The sequence below is a fragment of the Leclercia sp. TB492 genome (genome assembly GCF_049974505.2).
Taxonomy (GTDB): Bacteria; Pseudomonadota; Gammaproteobacteria; order Enterobacterales; family Enterobacteriaceae; genus Enterobacter; species Enterobacter adecarboxylatus_C.
The window spans coordinates 1,687,921-1,706,296 of record NZ_CM127572.1 but is presented as its reverse complement, the minus strand read 5'-3'; the positions used below and the strand labels follow the sequence as shown (position 1 = coordinate 1,706,296).

Below are 18,376 nucleotides of genomic sequence, written 5' to 3'. Positions count from 1 at the left end.
TATTTTGTGGGTATTATGAATTAATATCACATTTCTGCCATTTTTATTAAAAAGCCCTACGAGTTAACAACAAGACTTATAGATACAGCAAAACACCGGGTAATACCCGGCATTTTCTATACGAAATAAATATGTCATCATCATAATATGATCTTGTGAAAGACAACCAAACAGATGAGTTTTAACCGAGGGGTCAGATGCAGCTTCCCGGCATTGCGCCGGGAAGGGGGTAAAACAAGCAAGTAAAACGAGAAGGTTGTGCTATGTCCGGGAATAGACATGCAGCGTCCGCTGGCACAGCGCAGAGCGCACGCAGTCGTCTTTATCAAAACGTACGATGCCCACCATCTCATCCTCAACGAAACGTGCCAGCGCATCGCTCAGACCCGATTTGACGCCGGCCGGCAGGTCGCACTGGGTGATATCCCCGTTCACGATCACCGTCACGTTTTCCCCGAGGCGCGTTAAAAACATCTTCATTTGCGCAGCAGTTACGTTCTGAGCCTCGTCGAGAATCACAACTGCATTTTCAAATGTACGTCCGCGCATATAGGCGAACGGCGCAATTTCTACCTTGCCGATTTCCGGCCGCAGGCAGTACTGCATAAAAGATGCGCCCAATCGCTTCACCAGCACGTCATAAACGGGCCGGAAGTACGGCGCAAATTTCTCCGAAATATCACCGGGCAAGAAGCCGAGATCTTCATCAGCCTGCAATACCGGCCGGGTGACAATGATCTTGTCGATGTCTTTATGAATCAGAGCCTCCGCCGCCTTGGCTGCACTTATCCAGGTTTTTCCGCACCCGGCTTCACCGGTGGCGAAAATCAGCGACTTACTCTCAATAGCATTCAGGTACTGCGCCTGAGCGTCATTGCGTGCAACAACTGGCGTCATATCCCGGCTGTCCCGCGCCATGCCAATTGCTTCAACACCACTCATCTGCACAAGCGAGGTGACCGACTCTTCTTCACGCTGTTTATGGCTACGTGAATCCCGTCTCAGCACACGTTTTGCTTCACGACGAGCTTTGATCACTGCTTTTTGTCTTCCCATGGATAGCACCTTGAGTTGTTGGTATTCATCACTCGTACCGGCATCGGTACGATTAGGCGAACAAACATCTGAGGGTTGGCTTCCTTCTAAGCCATAGCTTACTTGGTTAAATGACCCGGCCGAATCGCTATGCTCACCATTCGACGGATCGGAGAAATCAGGATTTGCTGTGGAGGGGGAGAATTTTTCAGTGAAGAGATCGCTGCCGGAGTTTGAGCCTCCGCGCCGGTTACTGCGGTTATTGCGTTTACCCTGTCCAGTTGAGGACCCAACCATTCGCGATCTCCAGAGCGATTCATAATCACTGTAAGGTTTACCGCTATCTTAATGTAAGTACATCAGGATTTAGCATGAATGCAACATTATTTTTACCTGAGTGCAACTTTTAAGATTCGCCTGACAGCGATGATTAGTCTGCTACGGGAATATTACAGAATTATAACAAAGAGATAGCGGGACATAAAAAATGTGTCCCGCTTAAGGGGTAAGCGGGACGGGATTCAGGCGCGGAGCAGCCCTTCTGCAAGCCAGCCGTTTTTATCGCGTACTCCCGGCAGGGCGAAGAAATAGCCCCCGCCTACCGGCTTGATGTACTCTTCCAGCGCCTCGCCGTTCAGCCGCTTCTGCACGGTCAGGAAGCCCTGCTCCAGATCGTGCTGGAAGCAGACAAACAGCAGGCCCATATCCAGCTGCCCGGAGTTAGTCACCCCCAGCGAGTAGCTGTAGCCCCGGCGCATCATCAGGTTTGATTCGGTCTCCTTTGTGCGCGGGTTGGCGAGACGGATATGGCTGTCGAGGGCGATCACATTGCCGTCGGGGTCGCTGGCGTAATCGGGCACGTCGTGCTCGTTTTTCATGCCCAGCGGGGCACCGCTGTGCTTGTCGCGGCCAAAAATGGTCTGCTGCTCTTTCAGCGGCGTGCGATCCCAGAACTCAACGTGGAACTGGATAATGCGCACCGCCTGATAGCTGCCGCCCACCGCCCAGGCCGGTTCACCCTGATCGGCCGTCACCCACACCACGCTGTCCATCAGGGGCGCATCCTGGCTGTTCGGGTTGGCGGTGCCATCCTTAAAGCCGAGCAGGTTCACCGGCGTCTCTTTGCCTTTGCTGCGCGCGGCGTGGTCAGAGATAAACCCTTCCCGCTTCCAGCGCACGCTCAGCAGATCCGGGGTGTGCTTGATAAGATCGCGCAGGGCGTGGATCACCGTGTCCTGGGTGTTGGCGCAGATCTGGATCAGCAGATCGCCGTGGCACAGGGCCGCGTCCAGAGAGTCATTCGGGAAACGCACCATTTTCTGCAAGGATTTCGGTTTCTGTGGGGCGAGGCCGAAGCGATCGTCAAACAGCGAGGCTCCCAGTGACACCGTCATGGTCAGGTTATCCGGGGCGATAAAGGCGCCCAGGATCCCGGAATCCATCGGCGGCAGACGCGGGTTTGGCGTGTTGGGCGCCGGGCCGCCGGTAGTCAGAAAGGCAATGCGCTGGGTCAGGAGGCGGAACAGACGCTCCAGCTCGCTTTTGTCGCTGGCCAGCACATCAAAGGCCACCAGCATCATCGACGCCTGCTGCGGGGTTAAAATCCCGGCCTGATGGGTAGCGTAAAAAGGCTGCGTCTCCATCCGCGCGTCCGGAGAGAGCGTGCCCGGCGCGCTCTGCGGTTTTGCCGCATGCGCCACCGGGCAACCACCTGCCAGGGCAAGGGCGCCGCCAAGCGCCCCTACCCCTTTTAACAACCGACGTCGTGACGGTTCAGCCACGTCGTACTCGTCATGCTTGTTCATCAACTTAGTCCAGACCCAGTACGCCACGCAGCTGCGCCAGATCTTCTGCCAGAGTGGTGATCGGCCCTTTCAGGGCGTTACGGTCGGCATCGGTCAGCTTGTCGTAGGTTTCAAACCCGTCTTTGGTGCGGTATTTCGCCAGAATGGTGTTCACTTTTTTGAAGTTGGCATCCACTTTCGCCAGCAGTTCGCTGTTATCTTTCTGCAGCTGCGGACGCAGCAGGTCAACAATCTTCTGCGCGCCTTCGACGTTGGCCTGGAAGTCCCACAGGTCGGTATGGCTGTAGCGGTCTTCTTCACCGCTGATCTTGCTGGCCGCCACTTCTTCAATCAGCCCTGCCGCGCCACCCACCACTTTTGACGGCGGGAAGGCCAGCTCGCTGATGCGTTTTTGCAGATCCAGCACGTCGCTGTTGAGCTGCTCCGCGTACTGCTCCATGCCTTTAGTGGCATTGTCGCCAAACAGCGCTTTCTCCAGACGGTGGAAACCGGTGAATTTCGGATCGGCGGCTTTCTGCTCGTAATCATCTTCACGGGCATCGATGCTGCCGTCGAGATCGGAGAACAGCTCGGCAATCGGCTCGATGCGCTCGTAGTGCTGACGGGTTGGCGCATACAGGGATTTCGCTTTTTCGATATCGCCCGCTTTCACCGCGTCGGTAAAGGCTTTGGTGCCGGCAACCAGGTCCGCCGTCTCTTTGGTGACATACGCTTTGTAGGCAGTAATGGCGTCGCCGAGGCTCAGCAGCGCGTCGCCCTTCGCGGCGTCAGCGGTAGCGGCACCTTTCACGATCAGCTTGCCTTTCGGGTTGGTCAGCAGGCCGCAGGTCATGTCGTATTCGCCCGGCTGCAGGTTGGCGGTCATCTTCTGGCTGAAGCCCGGGGCGATGTTCTCGCGCTCTTCCACCACCATTACCCCTTTGAGGATCTCCCACTCCAGCGCTTTCTGGCTGTGGTTCTGGATGATGAACTGGGTTTTACCGCTGTTGACCGTGATGGTCATCGGCTCACACTGTTTATCATTGACGGTAACTTTAACCTGCGGAACATCCGCGGCCTGCGCGGCGAATGCTGACGCAATCAGCGCTGCTAAGCCCGCCTGTAATGCACTGCGACGAAAGTGGATTGCCATGACTTTTCCCTTAACCTTTTAGAGTATGTTGTAACTACAATGAACACTTCAGGGCGCAGTATGCGACGGCTGCGTGCCTGGCCGCGATGGCATAAAGAACAGCGCCAGCGCCGGAATGAGATAGATAAAGTACACCGCCACTTCACTGACGCTCGGCGCTTCCTGATAGCCGAAGATCCCTTCGAGGAGCGTGCCGGTCAGAGAGTGAGTCGAGAGGACGTTACTGAGATCGAACGCCACATCCTGGAAGTGGTTCCACAGGCCCGCCTCATGGAAGGCGCGGATCGTCCCTGCGGCCAGCCCGGCGGCCACCAGCAGAATGAACAGGCTGGTCCACTTGAAGAAGACGGCGAGGTTAAGACGGATCCCACCCCAGTAGAGCAGGAAGCCGAGCACCACCGCGGTTGCGAGACCCAGCACGGCGCCCAGCGGCGGCCAGATCCCGACATCCTGCTGGAAAGCGGCCAGCAGGAAGAAGACTGACTCCAGGCCTTCACGCGCCACGGCGAAAAAGACCATCATGATCAGCGCCCAGCCGTGGTGATTGCCTTTCGCCAGCGCGCTGTCCACCGCCTGCTCCAGCTGAACCTTGACGTTACGCGACACTTTACGCATCCAGAACACCATCCAGGTGAGGATCACCACCGCAATCAGCGCCACGAGGCCTTCGAACAGCTCCTGCTCTTTTTGCGGGAATTCCCCGGTGGTTTCGTTGATGGCAATGCCCAGACCGAGGCAGAGGGCGGCAGCCAGGAAGACGCCAATCCACATCACGCCGATCCAACGGCCGCGCTGGGTGCGTTTCAGATAGCTGGCGATGAGGCTGACAATCAGGGCCGCTTCCAGGCCTTCACGTAACATAATGAGAAATGGTACAAACATGCCGACACCTTAAATGTTTTTCGCGGTCAACTGATGCAAAGAAAGGTAAATTCTTGTGATAGTGATTATCATTACGGCAATAAGAAATACAAGCGAAATATGCTGCATTTTAATGACAGGATGTAAACCCATAAGGGGAAAATAATCACCCAGGTAACTAAAAGGTTTATAAGTTAAGACGTAAAAGTTCATTTACGGTTAAAGCAGGCTGTGGCTAAATGAGCGCCTCATTAATCTGCTGAAAATCAACTATGTATCAATTCCTGCACTTCCTGCTGGCGCTGGTGGTTATCCTTGCGCTGGCCTGGCTGGTCAGCTTTGACCGCCGCAACGTTCGCATTCGCTACCTTATCCAACTTATCGTCATTGAAATTGCGCTGGCGTTCTTTTTCCTCCACGCCGAAAGCGGTCTGTTTGTTATTCAGTACGTCTCGGGCTTCTTCGAGTCGTTACTGAAATATGCCGCCGAAGGGACCAACTTTGTATTTGGCGGGATGGGTGAAAAAGGGCTGGCATTTATTTTCCTCGGCGTGCTGTGCCCGATTATCTTTATTTCGGCACTGATCGGTATTCTTCAGCACTGGCGTATTCTGCCGGTGATTATTCGCGTTATTGGCACCCTGCTGTCGAAGGTTAACGGCATGGGCAAGCTTGAATCCTTTAACGCCATCAGCTCCCTGACGCTCGGCCAGTCGGAAAACTTCATTGCTTACAAAGGGGTGTTGGGCGATCTCTCATCGCGTCGTTTGTTCACCATGGCGGCTACCGCGATGTCGACCGTCTCGCTGTCGATTGTCGGGGCCTATATGACCATGCTGGAGGCGAAATATGTGGTGGCGGCGCTGATCCTGAATATGTTCAGCACCTTTATTATCCTGACGGTGATTAACCCGGCCCGCCCGGAAGCGGAGCCGGAAATTAAGCTGGAGAAGATGCATGAATCCCAGAGCTTCTTTGAGATGCTGGGAGAATATATTCTGGCCGGCTTCAAGGTGGCGATGATTATTCTGGCGATGCTGATTGGCTTTATTGCCCTCATCAGCGCCGTCAACGCCCTCTTCTCCAGCGTCTTCGGCCTGAGCTTCCAGCAGATTCTGGGCTATGTCTTCTATCCGCTGGCGTGGCTGGTGGGGATCCCGCTGAGTGATGCTCTGCATGCGGGCGGGATTATGGCAACCAAGCTGGTGGCGAACGAGTTTGTAGCGATGATCGAGCTGCAAAAAATTGCCGCGCAGATGACGCCGCGCGGGCTGGGCATTCTGTCGGTGTTCCTCGTCTCCTTCGCCAACTTTGCTTCCATCGGTATCGTGGCCGGGGCGATTAAGGGGCTGAACGAGCAGCAGGGCAACGTGGTATCACGCTTTGGTCTGCGTCTGGTGTACGGCGCAACGCTGGTCAGCCTGTTGTCGGCGAGCTTTGCGGGATTAGTGTTGTAGTTTTTGATACCGCGGTATTGCCCGGCGGCGCTGGCGCTTGCACGGGCCTACGGGTTTCGTAGGCCGGGTAAGCGCCAGCGCCACCCGGCAGATTCATCAAAACTGTACGCACACCGGCTGGTCTACGCGCATCACCGACTCCTGGGCGAAGCGCTGCTTATAGATCCCGCGCAGTGCCTCAATATTGCTCTCGCTCTGGGCATCTTTGCTGTGGATCAGCATCAGCGCCTTGCTTGATTCGCGCGCTACCTTCCCGTCATTCCCCAGCCACTGCCCACGCGCATCAAATACCGTTAAGCCATCGCGAAAACGCGGCGTCACGTCCTGGTCAACAAACTGCTGCCACTCCTGGCCGGTGATCGCCTCCCCTGCCGGACGGTTCAGGCCGAAATAGAGGGTGGTTTGCTGCATCTGATTATCAGCTTTGCAGGTGTTTTCCGCCGTGCTGCGCGATGGGGCGTTGCAGCCTGCCAGCAGTAAAATTGCGCCAGCCACAAGCCCTGTTTTGATTGTCATTATTCGCTATCCTCATCATTTTTTAGCACAGCGATATGAGCGTAAATCACGGAAATTAGCAATAAAAAAAGCCGGGCGAGCCCGGCTTACAGCGTGTCTTAAACTTACTCAGCCTGTAACTTCGTTGGCGGCGCGGTGTGGTAATGCGCATCCGCTTCCGCAAAGCGTTTCTGCATCGTGGCAGACGGGGCTTTACCCAGCAGGCTGAAGACCACAATCCCGATGCTGCCGAAGATAAAGCCCGGAATGATTTCGTACAGCCCCAGCCACGCGAACTGCTTCCAGACGATGACGGTAACTGCACCAATAATCATCCCGGCCAGCGCGCCGTTGCGGGTCATGCGGGACCACATCACCGAGAACAGCACCACCGGACCAAAGGCGGCACCGAAGCCTGCCCAGGCGTAACTCACCAGACCCAGCACGCGGTTTTCCGGGTTTGCCGCCAGCGCGATGGAGACCAGGGCCACCACCAGCACCATAAAGCGCCCTACCCACACCAGCTCTTTCTGGCTGGCGTTCTTACGCAGGAAGGCTTTGTACAGGTCTTCGGTGATGGCGCTGGAGCAGACCAGCAGCTGGCAGCTCAGGGTGGACATCACCGCCGCCAGGATCGCAGAGAGCAGAATACCGGCGATCCACGGATTGAAGAGGACCTGCGCCAGCTCGATAAACACGCGCTCGGCGTTCTGGTTCACCGCACCCGCCAGGGCCGGGTTGTTGTTGAAGTAAGCAATACCGAAGAAGCCTACCGCACAGGCACCGCCCAGACAGAGGATCATCCACGCCATGCTGATACGACGGGCATGGACGATGGTGTGGTGAGAGTCTGCCGCCATAAAGCGCGCCAGGATGTGCGGCTGGCCGAAGTAACCCAGCCCCCAGCCCATCAGGGAGACAATGGCGACGAAGTTCAGCCCTTTCAGCATATCGACATTTTCGATGCTCTTCTGCTGGATCACCGCCAGGGAATCACCCAGGCCGCCCACGGAGAGGATCACAATAACCGGGGTCAGGATCAGGGCAAAAATCATCAGGCTGGCCTGCACGGTATCGGTCCAGCTCACGGCCAGGAAGCCACCCACGAAGGTATAAAGGATGGTTGCTGCGGCGCCCGCCCAGAGGGCAGTTTCATAGCTCATGCCAAAGGTGCTTTCGAACAGGCGCGCCCCGGCCACGATGCCGGAGGCACAGTAGATGGTGAAGAACAGCAGAATAACCAGCGCGGAGATAATACGCAGGATGCGGCTGTTATCTTCGAAACGGCCGGTGAAGTAGTCCGGCAGGGTCAGGGCATTGTTGTTGGCTTCGGTATGCACGCGCAGACGCCCGGCCACCAGCTTCCAGTTAATCCATGCGCCCAGGGTGAGACCGATGGCAATCCAGCTTTCCGAAATCCCGGAGAGAAAGATAGCGCCAGGCAGGCCCATCAGCAGCCAGCCGCTCATATCCGATGCACCCGCAGAGAGCGCGGTCACGAACGGGCCTAAACTGCGTCCGCCGAGAATGTAGTCGTCAAAGTTTTTGGTTGAACGCCATGCAAGGAACCCTATCAGGATCATGCCAAAAATATAGATAAGAAATGTCACCAGCATCGGTGTGCTAATTGCCATTTAAATACTCCGCAAAGATGTTCGACAGCCTTCCCGACTGTCTTTATTCCACCCCCGGAACGAGGGGGTGATGATGTGTGTTTCTGTTGGCCGCGCGTATCCTGCCGTATGCGCTGCCACGACACAAACGATTTAACACTGCATTTACATCAATTTCATCCCCGGTTTCACACCAGATTCCTGGAGGTTGCACTCGCTCACGTTTTTCGCGGTTGCACCTGCAAAAAGTGTTAAGCGCCGCATGAAACCAGGGTTGATAATCAAAATCCACACCTTTTTTCCGGTTAACCATGACGTAACAATCCATTCATTTTTCAGCTTGCAATCCGGGTCACATTTAACGAGGTTGCACAAAGTTGCAACATAGTGGATATTTCACGTTAACTACACTAGCGCTACTGAATCACAGGAGTTTTTGGCATGGGCATGACCACCATGGGGGTTAAGCTGGATGACGCGACCCGCGAACGGATTAAATCGGCAGCCACGCGGATCGACCGCACGCCGCACTGGTTAATTAAGCAGGCCATCTTTAACTATCTGGAAAAGCTGGAGAGCAACGACGACCTGCCTGAGCTGCCTGCCCTGCTGGCCGGTGCCGCCAATGAGAGCGACGAACACACCGACGCCGCGGAAGAGATCCACCAGCCGTTCCTCGAATTTGCCGAGCAGATCCTGCCCCAGTCGGTGAGCCGTGCGGCCATTACTGCCGCCTGGCGCCGCGCAGAGACCGACGCCGTGCCGATGCTGCTGGAGCAGGCGCGCCTGCCGGAGCCGATTGCTTCCCAGGCCCACAGCCTGGCGTATCAGCTGGCCGAAAAGCTGCGCAACCAGAAAAACGCCACCGGCCGTGCCGGGATGGTGCAGAGCTTGCTGCAGGAGTTCTCACTTTCCTCGCAGGAGGGCGTGGCCCTGATGTGTCTGGCGGAAGCGCTGCTGCGTATCCCGGACAAAGCCACCCGCGACGCGCTGATCCGCGACAAGATCAGCAACGGCAACTGGCATTCACACATCGGCCGCAGCCCGTCGCTGTTCGTTAACGCCGCCACCTGGGGCCTGCTGTTTACCGGCCGTCTGGTCTCCACCCACAACGAAGCCAGCCTCTCCCGCTCCCTGAACCGCATTATCGGCAAGAGCGGCGAGCCGCTGATCCGTAAAGGCGTGGACATGGCAATGCGCCTGATGGGCGAGCAGTTCGTTACCGGAGAAACCATCGCCGAAGCCCTGGCCAACGCCCGCAAGCTGGAAGATAAAGGCTTCCGCTACTCCTACGATATGCTGGGCGAAGCGGCACTGACCGCCGCCGACGCGCAGGCCTATCTGGTCTCTTACCAGCAGGCGATCCACGCCATCGGTAAAGCCTCTAACGGTCGCGGCATTTATGAAGGCCCGGGGATCTCGATTAAGCTCTCCGCCCTGCACCCGCGCTACAGCCGCGCCCAGTACGACCGCGTCATGGAAGAGCTCTATCCGCGCCTGAAATCCCTGACCCTGCTGGCGCGCCAGTATGACATCGGGATCAACATTGATGCCGAAGAGGCCGACCGCCTGGAGATCTCCCTCGATCTGCTGGAAAAACTGTGCTTCGAGCCGGAGCTGGCGGGCTGGAACGGGATTGGCTTCGTGATCCAGGCCTACCAGAAGCGCTGCCCGTTTGTGATTGATTACCTGATTGACCTCGCTACCCGTAGCCGTCGCCGCCTGATGATCCGTCTGGTGAAGGGCGCCTACTGGGACAGCGAGATCAAGCGCGCGCAGATGGACGGTCTCGAGGGCTATCCGGTCTACACCCGCAAGGTCTATACCGACGTCTCTTACCTCGCCTGCGCCAAAAAGCTGCTCGGCGTGCCGAACCTGATCTACCCGCAGTTCGCCACCCACAACGCCCACACCTTAGCGGCTATCTACCAGCTGGCCGGCCAGAACTACTATCCGGGCCAGTACGAGTTCCAGTGCCTGCACGGCATGGGTGAACCGCTGTACGAGCAGGTCACCGGTAAAGTGGCGGATGGCAAACTGAATCGTCCATGCCGTATCTACGCCCCGGTCGGCACCCATGAAACCCTGCTGGCCTACCTGGTGCGTCGTCTGCTGGAGAACGGGGCTAACACCTCCTTCGTGAACCGCATCGCCGATACCACCCTGCCGCTGGACGAGCTGGTGGCGGATCCGGTGCAGGCCGTCGAGAAAATGGCTGCCCAGGAAGGTCAGGTGGGCCTGCCGCATCCGAAGATTGCCCTGCCGCGCGAGCTGTACGGCAGCGGGCGCGTCAACTCCGCCGGTCTGGACCTGGCGAACGAACACCGCCTGGCGTCGCTCTCCTCGTCGCTGCTGAACAGCGCCCTGCAGAAATGGCAGGCCAGACCGATCCTCGAGCAGCCGGTTATCGCTGGCGAAATGCAGCCGGTGGTCAACCCGGCCGAGCCGAGAGATATTGTCGGCTTTGCCCGGGAAGCGACCGAACAGGAAGTGGATCTGGCCCTCGACAGCGCGGTGAACAACGCGCCGATCTGGTTCGCCACTCCGCCGCAGGAGCGCGCCGCGATCCTCGAACGTGCTGCGGTGCTGATGGAAGATCAGATGCAGCAGCTGATTGGCATTCTGGTGCGCGAGGCGGGTAAAACCTTCAGCAACGCCATCGCCGAGGTGCGCGAAGCCGTTGACTTCCTGCACTACTATGCCGGTCAGGTCCGCGACGACTTTGACAACGAAACCCACCGCCCGCTGGGGCCGGTGGTCTGTATCAGCCCGTGGAACTTCCCGCTGGCGATCTTCACCGGGCAGATTGCCGCCGCCCTTGCCGCAGGTAACAGCGTGCTGGCGAAACCGGCCGAGCAGACGCCGCTGATTGCCGCCCAGGGGATCAACATCCTGCTGGAAGCTGGTGTCCCGCCGGGCGTGGTGCAGCTGCTGCCAGGCCGCGGCGAGACCGTCGGCGCGAAGCTGACCGCCGACAACCGCGTGCGCGGGGTAATGTTCACCGGCTCCACCGAAGTGGCCTCCCTGCTGCAACGCAATATCGCCACCCGTCTCGACGCCCAGGGCCGTCCGACCCCGCTTATCGCCGAAACCGGCGGCATGAACGCGATGATCGTCGACTCCTCCGCCCTCACCGAACAGGTGGTGGTGGACGTAGTGGCCTCGGCCTTCGACAGCGCCGGACAGCGCTGCTCTGCCCTGCGCGTGCTCTGCCTGCAGGATGATATCGCTGACCACACCCTGAAAATGCTGCGTGGCGCGATGGGCGAGTGCCGGATGGGCAACCCGGGCCGTCTGACCACCGACATCGGGCCGGTGATCGATGCCGAAGCCAAAACCAACATTGAGAATCACATCCAGGCGATGCGTGCCAAGGGCCGTCCGGTGTTCCAGGCGGTGCGTGAGAACAGCGAAGACGCCCGCGAGTGGACCAGCGGCACCTTTGTGGCGCCAACCCTGATCGAGCTGGCCAGCTTCGACGAGCTGAAGAAAGAGGTCTTCGGCCCGGTGCTGCACGTGGTGCGTTACAACCGTAACAACCTCGATGCGCTTATCGAGCAGATCAACGCCTCCGGCTACGGTCTGACGCTGGGCGTGCATACCCGTATCGACGAAACCATCGCTCAGGTGACCGGCAGCGCGAAGGTCGGCAACCTGTACGTAAACCGTAATATGGTCGGCGCGGTCGTTGGCGTGCAGCCGTTCGGCGGCGAAGGGCTGTCGGGCACCGGTCCGAAAGCCGGGGGGCCGATGTACCTGTACCGCCTGCTGGCGAACCGTCCGGCCAACGCCCTCGGCGTGACCCTGGGTCGTCAGGATGCACAATACCCGGTGGATACGCAGGTGAAAGCGGTCCTGACTCAGCCGCTGGAAGCGCTGGCGACCTGGGCTGAAAAACGTCCTGAACTGCGGGCGCTGTGCCAGCAGTATGGCGAGCTGGCGCAGGCCGGTACCCAGCGCGTGCTGCCTGGCCCGACCGGCGAGCGCAACACCTGGACCTTGATGCCGCGCGAGCGCGTGCTCTGCGTGGCGGATAACGAGCAGGATGCGCTGGTTCAGCTGGCGGCGGCGTTAGCGACCGGATGTGAAGTGCTGTGGACGGAAGATGCCCTGCACCGCGACCTGGCGAAGCAGCTGCCGAACGCGGTAACCGCGCGCATTCACTTTGCGAAGGCGGATGTACTGACCAGCCAGCCGTTTGACGCGGTGATCTATCACGGGGACTCCGACCAGCTGCGCGAGCTGTGCGAGCAGGTTGCAGACCGGAAAGGCGCCATTGTGTCGGTGCAGGGCTTCGCCCGCGGCGAAGACAATCTGCAGCTGGAGCGTCTGTACGTGGAGCGCTCCCTCAGCGTCAACACCGCTGCCGCAGGAGGTAACGCCAGCCTGATGACCATCGGCTAAGCGTGCAAACTCCCCCCGGTGGCGCTACGCTTACCGGGGCTATACTGTGCGGCCTGATGCCCGGTGGCGCTACGCTTACCGGGCCTACGGTTTTGATGTTGTAGGCCGGGTAAGGCGAAGCCGCCACCCGGCTTTTTTATACGGAGGGAGAGATGAAACGAGCTTTGATCGCAGGTGCTGCGTTACTGCTGAGCACCAGCGCCCTGGCGGATGAGTGCGCCAACGCCAGCACCCAGGTTGAACTGAACACCTGCACCGCGCAGCAATATCAGGCGGCGGATAAAACCCTGAACCAGACTTACCAGGCCGCCATGAAGCGCGCCGCGGCCCCCCAGCGCGATCTGCTGAAAAAGGCCCAGCAGGCGTGGATCGCCCTGCGCGATGCCGACTGCGCCTTTGTCGGCTCGGGCACTTCAGGCGGCTCCGTTCAGCCAATGATCGTGAATCAGTGTCTGGCGGATAAAACCCGCGAGCGGGAAGCGTATCTGGCCTCGCTGATGCAGTGTGAAGAGGGCGATTTAAGCTGCCCTCTCCCACCGGCAAATTAACGCACCCGGATCCCTTCGATAATCATCCGCTGCACGTTATCCACGGTGCTGTGGAAGAAGTCGTCATCCTTAAGCGACTTGCCGGTCACCGCCTCCACCTGGGCAGAAAAGTCGGCGTAGTGCTGGGTGGCGGCCCAAATCATAAAGATCAGATGATGCGGATCTACCGGCGCCAGTTTGCCGGTGGCAACCCACCCGGCAATGATCGCCGACTTCTCATCCACCAGCGATTTCATATCGCCGCTCAGCACCGTTTTCAGCAGCGGTGCCCCCTGCAGCATCTCCAGACAGAACAGCCGCGAGGCCTGGGGATAGTCCCGGGAGACCTCCAGCTTGAGGCGGATATACTGCTGGATCGCCACCAGCGGGGTGAGCTCCTCGCGAAACGCCTTCAGCGGCGCCAGCCAGATATCCAGGATCTGTTGCAGGACGGCAACGTACAGCGCCTCTTTTGAGGGGAAGTAGTAGAGCAGATTGGTTTTTGATACCCCCGCCAGCTCGGCCACCTGTTCCAGCCGCGTGCCGTGAATGCCAAACTGCGAAAAGGTCTCCAGCGCCGCCGAGAAGATCGCCTGTTTTTTCGCGCTCACCGCCTGCGAACGTTTACCGCCTGTTTTCACTGCGCCTTGTGCCATGTGCTCACTCCTTGTTGATCTGTTCCCAGCATAGCAAAAACCCTTGAGTGACCACGACTATCTGCACCGCGACCGCGCACGACTGCCTGCTTTGTGTGCAACTATTTTGACCAGACAGTCCACTTTGCCGCCAGCATTTTATCAACCATCAGTTAACACATTAATAACATTGCCAATTTCAAACCTGGCATCCGCTTTGCAAAACAGGCTTACGCGGCTGAACAGGAGATGCAGGATGCAGCGCCACGTCTGACTTTCACCCCCTATGTTGAGATGAAGAGAGGTTAGCGATGAAAATTGGCGTATTCGTTCCCATTGGCAATAACGGCTGGTTGATCTCCACCCACGCGCCGCAGTACATGCCGACCTTCGAGCTGAACAAAGCCATCGTGCAAAAAGCGGAGCATTACCACTTCGACTTTGCCCTGTCGATGATCAAACTGCGCGGCTTCGGCGGTAAAACCGAATTCTGGGATCACAACCTGGAGTCCTTCACCCTGATGGCCGGGCTGGCGGCAGTCACCTCGCGGATCCAGATCTACGCCACCGCCGCCACCCTCACCCTGCCTCCGGCAATCGTGGCGCGGATGGCCTCCACCATCGACACCATCTCCGGCGGGCGCTTTGGCGTTAACCTCGTCACCGGCTGGCAGAAGCCGGAGTACGAGCAGATGGGCCTCTGGCCGGGGGATGAGTACTTCTCTAAACGCTACGACTACCTCACCGAGTATGTGCAGGTCCTGCGGGATCTGTGGGGCACCGGCAAGAGCGACTTCAAAGGCGAGTTCTTCACCATGAACGACTGCCGGGTCAGCCCCCAGCCGTCGGTGCCGATGAAGGTGATCTGCGCCGGACAGAGCGACGCCGGGATGGAGTTCTCGGCGAAATATGCGGACTTCAACTTCTGCTTCGGCAAAGGGGTCAACACCCCAGCGGCCTTTGCGCCCACGGCGGCAAGGATGAAAGAGGCCGCGGAGAAAACCGGGCGCGACGTCGGCTCCTACGTGCTGTTTATGGTGATTGCCGACGAAACCGACGAGGCGGCACGGGCGAAGTGGGAACACTACAAAGCCGGGGCCGACGACGAAGCCCTGAGCTGGCTCAGCGAGCAGAGCCAGAAGGACACCCGCTCCGGGGCGGACACCAACGTGCGGCAGATGGCCGATCCTACCTCGGCGGTGAACATCAATATGGGCACCCTGGTGGGCTCGTATGCCAGCGTGGCGCGGATGCTCGATGAGGTCGCCAGCGTACCGGGCGCTGAGGGGGTACTCCTGACCTTTGATGATTTCCTCTCCGGGATTGAAACCTTCGGCGAGCGTATCCAGCCGCTGATGCAGTGCCGCGCTCATCTTCCGGTTTTCACTAAGGAGGTCGCGTAATGACCACCCTGCCCGCACGTCCGGAAGCCATCACCTTTGATCCGCAGCAAAGCGCGCTCATCGTGGTGGATATGCAGAACGCCTACGCCAGCCCCGGGGGCTATCTCGACCTCGCCGGGTTTGACGTCTCCGCCACCCGGCCGGTGATCGACAATATCCGCACCGCGGTGGCCGCCGCGCGCGCCGCCGGGATCCAGATAATCTGGTTCCAGAACGGCTGGGATGAACAGTACGTGGAGGCGGGCGGCCCCGGCTCGCCCAACTTCCACAAATCCAACGCCCTGAAAACCATGCGCCAGCGCCCGGAATTGCAGGGCAAGCTGCTGGCGAAAGGCGGCTGGGATTACCAGCTGGTGAACGAGCTGGTGCCGGAGCCGGGCGACATCGTGCTGCCGAAACCGCGCTACAGCGGCTTCTTTAATACCCCGCTGGACAGCCTGCTGCGCAGCCGCGGGATCCGCCATCTGATCTTTACCGGCATCGCCACTAACGTCTGCGTGGAGTCGACCCTGCGCGACGGCTTCTTCCTCGAATATTTCGGCGTGGTGCTGGAAGACGCCACCCACCAGGCGGGCCCGGCGTTTGCCCAGCAGGCCGCGCTGTTCAATATCGAAACCTTTTTTGGCTGGGTTACTGATGTCGCCACCTTCTGCGACGCTCTTTCCCCTGCCACCTATGCCCGTATCGCCTGAGGAGTGAACCCATGCCAAAATCTGTGATTATCCCGCCAGGCACCAGTACGCCAATCGCCCCCTTTGTGCCAGGTACGCTGGCAGATGGCGTGGTTTACGTCTCGGGCACCCTGCCGTTCGACGCCCACAACAACGTGGTGTTTCCCGATGACCCAAAGGCGCAAACCCGCCACGTGCTACAGACCATCCAGCGCGTTATCGAAACGGCGGGCGGAACGATGGCGGACGTGACCTTCAACAGCATCTTTATTACCGACTGGAAAAACTACGCCGCGATTAACGAAATCTACGCCGAGTTTTTCCCCGGTGATAAGCCTGCGCGGTTCTGCATTCAGTGCGGGCTGGTGAAACCCGAGGCGCTGGTGGAGATCGCCACTATCGCCCACATTGGCCGGTGAGGTTGCCATGAAACTGTCTATTTCACCCCCGCCCTTTGCGGGCGCGCCGGTGGTGGTGCTGATTGCCGGGCTGGGGGGCAGCGGCAGCTACTGGCTGCCCCAGCTGGCCGACCTGGAGCAGGAGTATCAGGTGGTTTGCTACGACCAGCGCGGCACCGGCAACAACCCCGGCGAGCTGCCGGAGGCGTACAGCCTGGCGCAGATGGCCGATGAGCTGTGGCAGGCGCTGAGCGAGGCCGGGATAACACGCTTTTGCGTGGTGGGCCATGCGCTGGGGGCGCTGATTGGCCTCCAGCTGGCAGTGGATCGGCCCGGAGCGCTCAGCGCGCTGGTGTGCGTCAACGGCTGGCTGACGCTGCATCCCCATACCAAACGCTGCTTCCAGGTACGCGAGCGGCTGCTGCATGCCGGTGGCGCCCAGGCCTGGGTGGAGGCCCAGCCGCTGTTTCTCTATCCCGCCGACTGGATGGCCGTCCGCCAGCCGCGCATGGAGGCCGAAGAGGCGCTGGCGCTGGCCCATTTCCAGGGCAAAACCACCTTGCTGCGCCGGCTGAATGCCCTCAGACGGGCCGATTTCAACTGCCAGGCGCTGCGGATCCGCTGCCCGGTGCAGATTATCTGTTCCGCCGACGATCTGCTGGTGCCCGCCGTCTGTTCAACGCAGCTGCACGCCGCCCTGCCCGGGAGCGTCATCACGGTGATGCCCCGGGGCGGCCACGCCTGCAACGTCACCGAGCCGGAGGTCTTCAATGCCCTGCTGCAAAACGGGCTCGCCAGCCTGCTGCACCGCCACGAACGCTTATCGAAGGAGTTGCCATGAGTGAAGCCATCACCCCGACCGCGCAGCATGCGCTGTTTACCGAAGCACGCACCCACAACGGCTGGCTGAATCGCCCGGTAAGCGACGAGACGCTGCGCGACATCTACGACCTGATGAAGTGGGGCCCCACCTCCGCCAACTGCTCCCCGGCGCGGATGGTGTTTATCCGCACCCCGGAAGGTAAAGAGAAGCTGCGCCCGGCGCTTTCCAGCGGCAACCTGCAAAAGACCCTCACCGCCCCGGTGACGGCCATCGTGGCCTGGGACAGCCAGTTTTATGACCGTCTGCCGGAGCTGTTCCCCCACGGTGATGCCCGGAGCTGGTTCACCGCCAGCCCGCAGCTCGCCGAAGAGACCGCCTTTCGCAACAGCACCCTGCAGGCGGCCTATCTGATTGTCGCCTGTCGGGCGCTGGGGCTCGATACCGGGCCGCTCTCCGGCTTCGACCGGGAGAAGGTGGATGCGGCCTTCTTCACCGGCAGTAACCTGAGAAGCAATCTGCTGATCAACATCGGCTATGGCGACACCAGCAAACTCTACGGGCGCCTGCCCCGCCTGAGCTTTGACGACGCCTGCGGGCTGGTATAAGGAGCGCTCATGAACATTGATAAACAAGCCTTTCGCGATGCCATGGCCTGCCTGGGGGCGGCGGTGAATATCATCACCACCGACGGCCCGGCCGGACAGGCGGGTTTTACCGCCAGCGCGGTGTGCAGCGTCACCGATTCGCCGCCAACCCTGCTGGTGTGCCTCAATCGCGGTGCCTCGGTGTGGCCGGTGTTTCACGACAACCGCACCCTGTGCGTCAACACCCTCAGCGCCGGGCAGGAGTCGCTGTCGAATCTGTTCGGCGGCAAAACCCCGATGGCGGAGCGCTTCGCCGCCGCCCGCTGGCAGATCGGGGAGACCGGCTGTCCGCGCCTGGCAGGCGCGCTGGCCTCGTTCGACTGCCGGATTAGCCAGGTGGTCAGCGTGGGCACCCACGACATTCTGTTTTGCGAGATCCTTGCAATCACCCGCCACCCGGAGCCGCAGGGCCTGGTGTGGTTTGACCGCGGCTACCACGCCCTGATGCGACCCGCCTGTTAACCCTCCTTAAG

General features: G+C 59.4%; 16 protein-coding genes. 9 read left to right on the top strand and 7 right to left on the bottom strand.

Annotated elements, in window-relative coordinates; genetic code table 11:
* Window positions 1-261: 261 nt before the first annotated feature.
* The 4 genes from phoH to efeU form a co-directional block, all read right to left on the bottom strand.
* Complete coding sequence (phoH, locus tag ACP4QI_RS07880; protein WP_426494947.1) at window positions 262-1,056, bottom strand: phosphate starvation-inducible protein PhoH; 795 nt, start codon at window positions 1,054-1,056, stop codon at window positions 262-264.
* Between the two features lie 500 nt (window positions 1,057-1,556).
* Window positions 1,557-2,840: an iron uptake transporter deferrochelatase/peroxidase subunit gene (gene efeB / locus ACP4QI_RS07875; RefSeq protein WP_426494902.1), complete on the bottom strand. Its 1,284-nt coding sequence runs from the start codon at window positions 2,838-2,840 to the stop codon at window positions 1,557-1,559.
* A gap of 4 nt (window positions 2,841-2,844) precedes the next feature.
* Window positions 2,845-3,972, bottom strand: a complete 1,128-nt coding sequence (gene efeO / locus ACP4QI_RS07870) for an iron uptake system protein EfeO (RefSeq protein WP_156263400.1) — start codon at window positions 3,970-3,972, stop codon at window positions 2,845-2,847.
* A 48-nt stretch (window positions 3,973-4,020) separates the two neighbouring features.
* A complete protein-coding gene (gene efeU / locus ACP4QI_RS07865; RefSeq protein ID WP_156263399.1) occupies window positions 4,021-4,854 on the bottom strand; it encodes an iron uptake transporter permease EfeU in 834 nt (277 codons plus the stop codon).
* A 251-nt stretch (window positions 4,855-5,105) separates the two neighbouring features.
* Between efeU and ACP4QI_RS07860 the strand changes: the two genes are divergently transcribed.
* On the top strand, window positions 5,106-6,290 hold the full coding sequence (locus ACP4QI_RS07860; RefSeq protein ID WP_142489019.1) for a NupC/NupG family nucleoside CNT transporter: 1,185 nt from the start codon (window positions 5,106-5,108) through the stop codon (window positions 6,288-6,290).
* A gap of 96 nt (window positions 6,291-6,386) precedes the next feature.
* Here ACP4QI_RS07860 and ACP4QI_RS07855 read toward each other — a convergent pair whose 3' ends face one another.
* Complete coding sequence (locus tag ACP4QI_RS07855; protein ID WP_445730307.1) at window positions 6,387-6,806, bottom strand: DUF3574 domain-containing protein; 420 nt, start codon at window positions 6,804-6,806, stop codon at window positions 6,387-6,389.
* 104 nt (window positions 6,807-6,910) lie between these two features.
* Window positions 6,911-8,419, bottom strand: a complete 1,509-nt coding sequence (gene putP, locus ACP4QI_RS07850; protein ID WP_285127947.1) for a sodium/proline symporter PutP — start codon at window positions 8,417-8,419, stop codon at window positions 6,911-6,913.
* A gap of 420 nt (window positions 8,420-8,839) precedes the next feature.
* On the opposite strand from putP, the gene putA reads away from it, so the two are divergent.
* Window positions 8,840-12,802, top strand: coding sequence for a trifunctional transcriptional regulator/proline dehydrogenase/L-glutamate gamma-semialdehyde dehydrogenase (gene putA, locus ACP4QI_RS07845; RefSeq protein WP_426494905.1), 3,963 nt, complete (start codon window positions 8,840-8,842; stop codon window positions 12,800-12,802).
* 152 nt (window positions 12,803-12,954) lie between these two features.
* The gene (locus tag ACP4QI_RS07840; protein WP_285127949.1) at window positions 12,955-13,350 is read left to right on the top strand and encodes a lysozyme inhibitor LprI family protein; all 396 of its coding nucleotides are present in this window, start codon (window positions 12,955-12,957) and stop codon (window positions 13,348-13,350) included.
* Here ACP4QI_RS07840 and rutR read toward each other — a convergent pair.
* Window positions 13,347-13,985 carry an HTH-type transcriptional regulator RutR gene (gene rutR, locus ACP4QI_RS07835; protein ID WP_142489014.1) on the bottom strand — a complete coding sequence of 213 codons (639 nt, stop codon included), beginning with the start codon at window positions 13,983-13,985 and terminating at the stop codon, window positions 13,347-13,349. The two genes, ACP4QI_RS07840 and rutR, sit on opposite strands and share 4 nt — an antisense overlap.
* 290 nt (window positions 13,986-14,275) lie before the next feature.
* Between rutR and rutA the strand changes: the two genes are divergently transcribed.
* From rutA to rutF, 6 genes are read left to right on the top strand one after another with little or no spacing between them, the layout of a single operon-like run.
* Window positions 14,276-15,367 carry a pyrimidine utilization protein A gene (gene rutA / locus ACP4QI_RS07830; protein ID WP_156263393.1) on the top strand — a complete coding sequence of 364 codons (1,092 nt, stop codon included), beginning with the start codon at window positions 14,276-14,278 and terminating at the stop codon, window positions 15,365-15,367.
* Window positions 15,367-16,059 (top strand): pyrimidine utilization protein B, encoded by a 693-nt coding sequence (gene rutB / locus ACP4QI_RS07825; protein ID WP_426494906.1) that lies wholly within the window; start codon window positions 15,367-15,369, stop codon window positions 16,057-16,059. The genes rutA and rutB overlap by 1 nt, the downstream gene beginning before the upstream one ends.
* A gap of 11 nt (window positions 16,060-16,070) precedes the next feature.
* Window positions 16,071-16,457: a pyrimidine utilization protein C gene (gene rutC / locus ACP4QI_RS07820; RefSeq protein WP_106992667.1), complete on the top strand. Its 387-nt coding sequence runs from the start codon at window positions 16,071-16,073 to the stop codon at window positions 16,455-16,457.
* Window positions 16,458-16,464: 7 nt separating this feature from the next.
* Complete coding sequence (gene rutD / locus ACP4QI_RS07815) at window positions 16,465-17,277, top strand: pyrimidine utilization protein D (protein WP_426494907.1); 813 nt, start codon at window positions 16,465-16,467, stop codon at window positions 17,275-17,277.
* On the top strand, window positions 17,274-17,864 hold the full coding sequence (locus ACP4QI_RS07810; protein ID WP_426494908.1) for a malonic semialdehyde reductase: 591 nt from the start codon (window positions 17,274-17,276) through the stop codon (window positions 17,862-17,864). Before rutD ends, ACP4QI_RS07810 begins: the two co-directional genes overlap by 4 nt.
* A 9-nt stretch (window positions 17,865-17,873) precedes the next feature.
* Window positions 17,874-18,365, top strand: coding sequence for an NADH-dependent FMN reductase RutF (gene rutF, locus ACP4QI_RS07805; RefSeq protein WP_426494909.1), 492 nt, complete (start codon window positions 17,874-17,876; stop codon window positions 18,363-18,365).
* Window positions 18,366-18,376: the final 11 nt, after the last annotated feature.